We start from the raw sequence: 8,003 nt of genomic DNA on the forward strand, positions 1-8,003 counted from the left end.
AACCCCTTAGCACCCTGCCTTTCAGAAAACCAAACCGCCGTCAGCCGGTGGCCGCAGCAGCCTCATCAGGCGACCTCCCAAGTCGCCACACCCATTGACAACTACGCAAAGGTAGTGACAACAGCATCTGTTATTAGACATCGCTAATGAAGTTTTGCACAAATTTGGCGCAAAACACTGGTCGTTGGTCCAACCTTCGCCGCCTGCTTCGGCACACCGCAAACCGGCACCCTACAATGCCGGCATGCCACAGTTCGCCCCTCACCTGTCGGTGCTGGTCGTCGAAGACAACCGCGACATTTCGCGGTTGATGGTCGATTACCTGGAAGACCGCGGGCACCAGCCGGATTCTGCGCTCGACGGGCTGGGCGGCCTGCACCTGGCCGCCACCCAGCGCTACGACGCCATCGTGCTCGACCTGGCCCTGCCGGGCATCGACGGTCTCGAACTGTGCCGCCGCCTGCGCCAGGACGCGGCCAGCACGGTGCCGATCCTCATGCTCACCGCCCGTGACACCCTGGAGGACAAGCTGCGCGGGTTCGAGGCCGGCGCCGACGACTACCTGATCAAGCCGTTCGACCTGCCGGAACTGGAAGCCCGCCTGCTGGCGCTGTGGCGCCGCGCCCAGGGCCACACCGGGCCGCGCCTGCAGGTCGCCGACCTGGTCCTGGACACCGATACCCTGACGCTGTCACGCGGCGAACAGGCGCTGGTGCTGAACCCACTGCGCCTGCGCATCCTGACGCTGCTGATGCGGGCTTCGCCGCGCGTCGTGACGCGGGCGCAGATCGAACAGGCCATCTGGGGCGACGAACTCACCGACAGCGATGCCCTGCGCACGCATATCTCCGCCATTCGGCAAACGGTGGACAAACCGTTCGACGACGCCCTGCTGCGCACCGTGCACGGCGTCGGCTACCGCCTGTGCCCGCCGAATGACGCGTAACGGCCGGATGGCCGGGCGTACCAGTCTGGGTGGACGCCTGCTGCGCGCACTGTGGCTGCAGCTGCTGTTCATCAGCCTGGTCGCTGCCAGCAGCCTGATGGCAGCACGTTATGTGCTCGAGAACGGGCTCGTGCGCCAGGCACTCGACCTGGAGGCGAAACATTTCATCGACGCCCGCCGCGCCGACCCGGCCTACCCGCTACCCCGCACGCGCAACCTGGAGGGCTACCTGGGCGACAGCGCCCCCGCGTGGTTGCAACGTCTGCCGTATGGCCTGCACAAGGACGTGCTCGACCCGCGCGACGGCGAATGGCACCCGGTGTACGTGGCGCCCGCCGACGGCCAGCGCCTGTATCTGGTCTACCTGACCGGGAGCATCGACCGCCTGGTACTGCTGTTTGGCCTGCTACCGCTGACCGCGGTGCTGCTGGCGCTGTATCTGGTCGCCTGGATCGGCTACCGGGCCAGTCACCGCGCAGTGTCACCGGTGGTGGCGCTGGCACGGCAGGTCACCCAGCGGCGGGCCGAGAACCTGACCCGCCGCTTCAGTGACGACCACCCGGACAGCGAGGTCGGCACCCTGGCCCGCGCGCTCGACGGTTACGCCGAGCGCATCGGCGAGTTGCTGGAGCGCGAGCGGCAGTTCACGGCCGATGCCAGCCACGAACTGCGCACGCCAATCACCATCATCCGGGGCGCCGCGCAACTGCTGGCGGGCGACCGTGCGCTGAGCCCCGCCGCCGAACAACGGGCCCAGATGATCCAGCGCGCCGCCACCGACCTTGGCGAAATGCTGGACATGCTGCTGGTCCTGGCACGCACACCGCAGACCCCCGGTGGCCGATGCGACGTGAACGCCGTGCTGCGCGCCGAGATCGAGCGCTGCCAGCCGCTGCTGCACGGCCGGCCGGTTCGCCTGAAGCTGATCGAGCACAGCCCGCTGACGGTGCCCGCGCCGCGACAGGCAATAGCGATTGTCGTCGGCAACCTGCTGCGGAACGCGATCAACTACACCGAAACGGGGGACATCACCGTGGTGGTGCTGGAACGCAGCGTGACGATTACCGACACCGGGCCGGGCATCGCCACCGAGGACCTGCCGCACGTGTTCACGCGCCATTTCCGCGGCCGCGGCAACAGCCAGGCCGGCAGCGGCATCGGTCTGGCCATCGTGGCGCGCCTGTGCGACCGCTTCGGCTGGCAACCGCGCGTGGAGCCGGCCGCCGACGGCGGCGTGGTCGCCAGCGTGCGCTTTTTTGGCTGACCGGCGACCCAGCCAACACATGCCGGGAGAACACCCGGGCAGGTGGCGCCGCCTGTCCTGGGCGCAGCGCGGGCGTATGTGCACGGCGGCACACCGAACGTTCCACAAAGGAACCCTTCTCTGGCCCCCCTAGGCCGCCTGACGCGGTGCCCCGGCATGCCAGGCGGCGAACCGCTGCGCCCCCTCGACGCCCAGGTAACGGCGCAGCAGACGCGCGTCGGTGCGCCGCAGGTCCACCACCAGCAGCGCATCGAGCACGTCGCCGAAGTCGCGATCCACGTTCCAGGCCAGCACCTGCCCGCCCAGCTTCAGGTAATGGCGCAACAACACCGGCAGGCTCTTGCCATCGTCCTCCAGCGCCGCCACGCAGGTGGCGAGCGCCTCCACGTCACCCACCAGCCGGCGCAGCGCCTGCGGCCCGAAACCCTGAAGCGGCTGGCGCCGCGGTCGGTAGTTGCCGCGCACGCGTCCGACCAGGGCCGGATCGGCGCAGTAGTGGCTCAGGTAATGGGCGATCAGGTCGCGTGAGGCATCGCTGTAACTGCGGGCGATGCTGACCGGCCCAACCAGGCGCGCGTACTGCGGCTCGGTGGCCAGGTAGCGGCCGATGCCCTGCCACAGCAACAGCAGGGGCTGAAAATCGCGCTGGTAGTCGAGCGCCACGAACGAACGTCCCAGCTCCAGGGCCGGACCCAGTGCCGCCAGCGCGCCGCGCCGAAAGCGAAACAGACTGCTCAGATACAGCCCGCCGGGGCCGTGGCTGGCCAAGACACGGTCGATGCGCGCCAGCCTATAGGCACCCGCCAGACGCCCCTGCGCGTGATCCCACAGCCACAGGTGCTGGTAGTGGCGGTCGTAGCGGTCGAGGTCCAGGGCCCTGCCGGTGCCCTCACCGACGGCACGAAACGCCAACTCGCGCTGACGGCCGATTTCCCGCAGCAGCCGCGGCGCGTCCGCCGCCCGGGTCAGGTAAACACCGAACTCGCCATGGCGCAGCAGGCAGTGGGAATCGGCCAGTCCGGCCACCTCCTGCGCCAGAGTCTGGTCCAGCGCCCCTGCCGGCGTGGCAACCGCGCTGACTGGCCGCCGGCGCGCCGCTGGCGCGCCACGCAATCCGTACACCTTCAGCCGCAACCAGGCGGTGCGCTCGGCATCGTCGGCCAGTTCGGACAGGGCCGCCGGCTCGATGCACTGGCCAACCCGGGCGTGCACCGTGCAGCGGCGCCGGCGCAGCAGCTCGCGCGCCAGCAGCGCCGTGCGCAGCTGCGGCGCCAGCAGGCCGGCCGCCTGAAACGCGGCGCTGTTGCGACCATCCACGAACACCGGCACCACCCGCGCTTCGCTGCGCCGGGCCAGCCAGGCGGCCGCCGGCTGCCACGGTGGATCGGTCACCGCACGCCGGCTCAGGTGCAGGTGCGACACCGCGCCGGCCGGAAACATCAGCAGGGTGCCGCCGGCGCGCAGCCAGTCCAGCGCCTCGCGCAGCGGACGCCGGTTCTGGCGCACGGCCTGCGCGCCGGAAAACGGATTCACGGCAATCATCAGCGGCGCCAGTTCGGCCACCCGGCCGAGCAGGTAATTGGCCAGGATGCGCAGGTCCGGCCGTCGGCGGCGCAGCGCCTGCGCCAGGGCCATGCCCTCCACCCCGCCGAACGGGTGGTTGGCCACCACCAGCAGCGGTCCGCTGGCGGGTATCCGGTCCACACCCGCGCCGGTCAGCGCGCACTGGACGCCCAGCGTGTCCAGCGCGCGGTCCAGAAAGTCACCGTCTTCGGTGGGCTGACGGGCCTGCTGATACAACGCATCGAGCCGGCGCAGACCGGTCAGGCGATTGGCGAGCCCGGCCACCGGCTGGGCGATCACGGCAGGAACCCTGGCGGGTGGGGACAGCAACAGGGCCGGCTCAGACATGACCTGGAAGACACGGTGGCGCTTTCCGGGCGAAAGCGGCGCGCATGCTGGCAACCGCACATGACGGCGCGATTGCCGCACCGTGACAGAACCGCGACAAGACCCCGCCGGGTGCGTGCTAGCATCGCCGGCCACCCACCCCCACCACCACCGCACCGGAACCGCGCCCATGCCCGCCGCCCCCGCCCGGCGCAGCTATCGCTACTACGACCTGGTGATGGCGGCCTTCGTGTGCGTGCTGCTGTGCGCCAACCTGATCGGCGTGAGCAAGGTGACCACCGTCGGTGGCTTCAGCTTCAGCGCCGGCAACCTGTTCTTCCCGCTCAGCTACCTGTTCGGCGACATCCTGACCGAGGTGTACGGCTACGCCCGGTCACGGCGCGTGGTGTGGGCGGGCTTCGGGGCGCTGGCCTTCGCAGCGCTGATGAGCGCCATCGTGGTCCACCTGCCGCCGGCGCCGGGCTGGACCGGTCAGGCGGTGATCGAGGCCGCCTTCGGCTCCACCTGGCGCATCGCGCTGGCCTCGCTGCTGGGCTACTGGTGCGGCGAGTTCGTGAATTCGTTCACGCTGGCGCGCATGAAGGTGCTCACCCGCGGCCGCTGGCTGTGGACGCGCACCATCGGCTCCACCCTGGTCGGCGAGGCCGCCGACACGATGATCTTCTACCCGCTGGCCTTCTATGGCGTGTGGGACAACGACCTGCTGCTGGCCGTGATGGGCGCCAACTACTGCATCAAGGTGGGCTGGGAAGTGCTGGCCACGCCGGTCACCTACCGCATCGTCAGTCGCCTCAAGCGCGCCGAGCAGGAGGACTACTTCGACGACAAGACCGACTTCAACCCCTTCACGCTGAAGGTCTGACCGGCACGCCCTCAGATCCGCGCCGTCTGTGCCTGCGCCGGCGGCAACGCCTGACGCCCGAGCACGCCCGGCGCGTGGCGAATCACCAGCAGCCAGCCGATGGCCATCAAGGTCATGGTGAAACCGTAGATGCTGGGCACCAGTCCGGCGTCGGGCCGGTTCAGGAACTGCGGCGCCGTAGCCAGGGTGGCGGACATGATCACGTTCTGGATGCCGACCTCGATCGGGATGGTGATGACCTGCTGCGGCGTCAGGCGCGCCAGGCGCGCCGCCAGCAGCCCCACCGCCATCACCAGAAAGTTGTACAGCAGCACCGGCGGCCCGGCGGTGAGCATCAGGCGCGGTAGCTCGTCACGCCCGCGCACCAGCACCGTCAGCACCACCAACACCAGGAACAGCATGGACAGGATCCGCACCGGCCGTTCCATGCGCAGGGCAAACGCGGCGGCCAGGCGGCGCACGGTCATGCCCAGCGCCACCGGAATCACCGTCAGCAGCGCGATGTGAGCCATGGTCGCGCCAAGCGGCAGGCGAATGTCGGCGCTGTCGCCCACCAGGTAGCCCGCCGACAGGTTCAGCAGCACCGGCACCCACACCACCGCCACCGCCGCCGACAGCGCCGTCAGCGTCACCGCCAGCGCCACGTCGCCGCGCGCCTGGTGCGTCCACAGATTCGACACCGCCCCGCCCGGACTGGCCGCCACCACCATCAGGCCGAGCGCGAACGCCGCCGGCATCGGGAACAGGCCGATCATGGCCAGCGCCACCAGCGGCAGGATGAACATGTGTCCCAGCAGCCCGACCAGCACCGGTCGCGGCATGCGCGCCAGGCGCGTGAAGTCGGGCACCGTCAGCGTCATGCCCAGGCCAAACATGATGAAGGCCAGCGCGGCCGGAAACAGAATCTGGCTCATCCCGCTCTCCTCCTGCTGCCGCGGCGTGACCGGTGTGGCCCGCCATCGGTCGATTGTCGTCAGTCAACGTGCGCTGGCAGCCGACACCTCAAGCAGGAAACCGCCGGCCCCACCGCGCGCCCTTGCGGGCCAGCGCATGCTACCGCCGGATACGCGTCAGGGCGACGCCGCCCCGCCGTCCGGCGACCAGGCGCCCAGGCCGTGGCCGTAGCGCAGCCTGGCGCCCTCGTGCAGCCCGTCCTCCCAGGCGAAGTCCCCCGGCGGCAGCAGCATGATCACGGTCGAGCCCATGGCGAACTGCCCCAGCTCCGCGCCGCGCGCCAGCGACACGCTGCCCGCGCCGGTGGGCGGATAGGTCTCGCGCCACAGCGCGCGCCGCCTGCCATGGGGGTTGATCTCTCCCGCCCAGACGGTGCTGATGCTCGACACCAGCAGCGCGCCGACCAGCACCACGGCCAGCGGCCCGTGGGCGGTGTCGAACACGCACACCAGACGCTCGTTGCGCGCGTACAGGCGATCGATGCCGCGCGCGGTGGCGCCCTGCACCGAGAACAGGCGGCCGGGCACGTGGGTCATGCTGCGCAGGGTGCCGTCCAGCGGCATGTGCACGCGGTGGTAGTCACGCGGCGCCAGATACACGGTGCAGAACTGCCCGCCGGTGAAGGCCTCGGCGAGCCCGAAATCACCGCCCAGCAGCTCCGCCACGGTGTAACTGCGGCCCTTCGCCTGCAGCAGCCGGTCGCCGTCGATGGCACCGTGGGCGCTCAGCGCGCCATCCGCCGGACTGACCAGCGTGCGCGCATCGCCGGCCAGCGGCCGGATGCCGTCGCGCAGGGCGCGGGTAAAGAAACTGGCGAAATCCGGGTAGGCACGCGGATCGGGCTCGGCCGCCTCGCTCAGGTCCACCCGGTAGGCGTGGATCAGCGCCTTGATCAGCGCCTGCCCCAGCCAGGGCTGGCGCGCGCGCGCGGCCCGGTACACCAGACGCGACAGCGCGTGGTGCGGCAGCAGGTACGAAGGCAGGCAGAGCAACAGGTCGGTGAGCCGGGACATGGCACAGGATTCAAGGTGATAGGGCCGCACATTGTGCGGCCCGCCGGGCACGCTGCCAACGCGCCCGACGGGCGGCCCCGGCTTGCTAGACTGCCGCACCCGCCACCCGACCTGCCCCGCCATGGACCTGCTGCGCATCGCCACCCGCCAGAGCCCGCTTGCCCTGTGGCAGGCCCGGCACGTGGCGGACCTGTTGACCGCCACCCATCGCGGCCTGCGCGTGGAGCTGGTGAAGATGGTCACCGAGGGCGACCGCATCCTCGACCGGGCGCTGAACACCGCCGGCGGCAAGGGACTGTTCATCAAGGAACTCGAACAGGGCCTGCTGGAGGGGCGGGCGGATCTGGCCGTGCACTCCATGAAGGACGTGCCGGCAGAGCTTCCGCCCGGCTTCGACCTGCCGGTGTTCTGCGCCGCCGCCGACCCGCGTGACGCACTGGTAGCGGGCGCGGCCGACAGCCTCGACACGCTGCCCGGCGGGACCCGCGTGGGCACCGCGAGTCTCCGCCGCGGCTGCCAGCTGCTGGCGCGCCGGCCGGACCTGCAGCTGGTGATGACGCGCGGCAACGTACAGACGCGCCTGGCCAAGCTGGACCGCGGCGAGTGCGACGCCCTGCTGCTGGCCGCCGCCGGCCTGGACCGGCTGGGACTGGCCGGGCGCATCGCCGCGCGCCTGCCGACCGACGTCATGCTGCCGGCCGTCACGCAGGGCGTGCTGGGGCTCGAATGCCGCGCCGGCGACACCGCCGTGATGGCCCTGCTGGCGCCGCTGCACGAGCCCGCCACGGCGCTTCGCGTGCAGGCCGAGCGGGCCTTCGCGGCGCGCCTTGGCGGTGGCTGTCACACGCCGCTGGCCGGCCATGCCGTACTCGACGGCGAGCGACTGCGACTGACCGGCCTGGTCGGCACCCCGGACGGCCGCCGCGTGCTGCACGAGGCGCTGGACGGCCCGGCCGCGCAACCCCGGGCGCTGGGGCTGGCGCTGGCCGAGCGCCTGCTGGCCCAGGGCGCCGATGACATCTTGGGTGGTCATGGCTGACACGCGGCGGCCGG

General features: G+C 70.8%; 7 protein-coding genes. 4 read left to right on the top strand and 3 right to left on the bottom strand.

Features of this window, described 5'->3' with window-relative positions; all coding sequences use genetic code 11:
* Positions 1 to 265: 265 nt before the first annotated feature.
* Both ABYX71_RS09005 and ABYX71_RS09010 read left to right on the top strand, forming a co-directional pair.
* Positions 266 to 946: a response regulator transcription factor gene (locus ABYX71_RS09005; protein WP_372696172.1), complete on the top strand. Its 681-nt coding sequence runs from the start codon at positions 266 to 268 to the stop codon at positions 944 to 946.
* Positions 936 to 2,210, top strand: a complete 1,275-nt coding sequence (locus ABYX71_RS09010) for a sensor histidine kinase (protein ID WP_372696165.1) — start codon at positions 936 to 938, stop codon at positions 2,208 to 2,210. Before ABYX71_RS09005 ends, ABYX71_RS09010 begins: the two co-directional genes overlap by 11 nt.
* 129 nt (positions 2,211 to 2,339) lie before the next feature.
* Here ABYX71_RS09010 and ABYX71_RS09015 read toward each other — a convergent pair whose 3' ends face one another.
* A complete protein-coding gene (locus tag ABYX71_RS09015) occupies positions 2,340 to 4,121 on the bottom strand; it encodes a lysophospholipid acyltransferase family protein (protein WP_372696166.1) in 1,782 nt (593 codons plus the stop codon).
* Positions 4,122 to 4,290: 169 nt separating this feature from the next.
* On the opposite strand from ABYX71_RS09015, the gene ABYX71_RS09020 reads away from it, so the two are divergent.
* Entirely contained in the window at positions 4,291 to 4,983 is a 693-nt protein-coding gene (locus tag ABYX71_RS09020; protein ID WP_372696167.1) for a queuosine precursor transporter, read from the top strand.
* Between the two features lie 11 nt (positions 4,984 to 4,994).
* Here ABYX71_RS09020 and ABYX71_RS09025 read toward each other — a convergent pair whose 3' ends face one another.
* Together ABYX71_RS09025 and asd are read right to left on the bottom strand one after the other, a co-directional pair.
* Positions 4,995 to 5,897 (bottom strand): bile acid:sodium symporter family protein, encoded by a 903-nt coding sequence (locus tag ABYX71_RS09025; protein ID WP_372696169.1) that lies wholly within the window; start codon positions 5,895 to 5,897, stop codon positions 4,995 to 4,997.
* A 156-nt stretch (positions 5,898 to 6,053) separates the two neighbouring features.
* Positions 6,054 to 6,950, bottom strand: a complete 897-nt coding sequence (gene asd, locus ABYX71_RS09030) for an archaetidylserine decarboxylase (protein WP_372696170.1) — start codon at positions 6,948 to 6,950, stop codon at positions 6,054 to 6,056.
* A gap of 121 nt (positions 6,951 to 7,071) precedes the next feature.
* Between asd and hemC the strand changes: the two genes are divergently transcribed.
* Complete coding sequence (gene hemC, locus ABYX71_RS09035) at positions 7,072 to 7,989, top strand: hydroxymethylbilane synthase (protein ID WP_372696171.1); 918 nt, start codon at positions 7,072 to 7,074, stop codon at positions 7,987 to 7,989.
* Positions 7,990 to 8,003: the final 14 nt, after the last annotated feature.

Origin of the sequence: Immundisolibacter sp. (genome assembly GCF_041625615.1) — a bacterium.
In the GTDB taxonomy this organism is placed as follows: Bacteria; Pseudomonadota; Gammaproteobacteria; order Immundisolibacterales; family Immundisolibacteraceae; genus Immundisolibacter.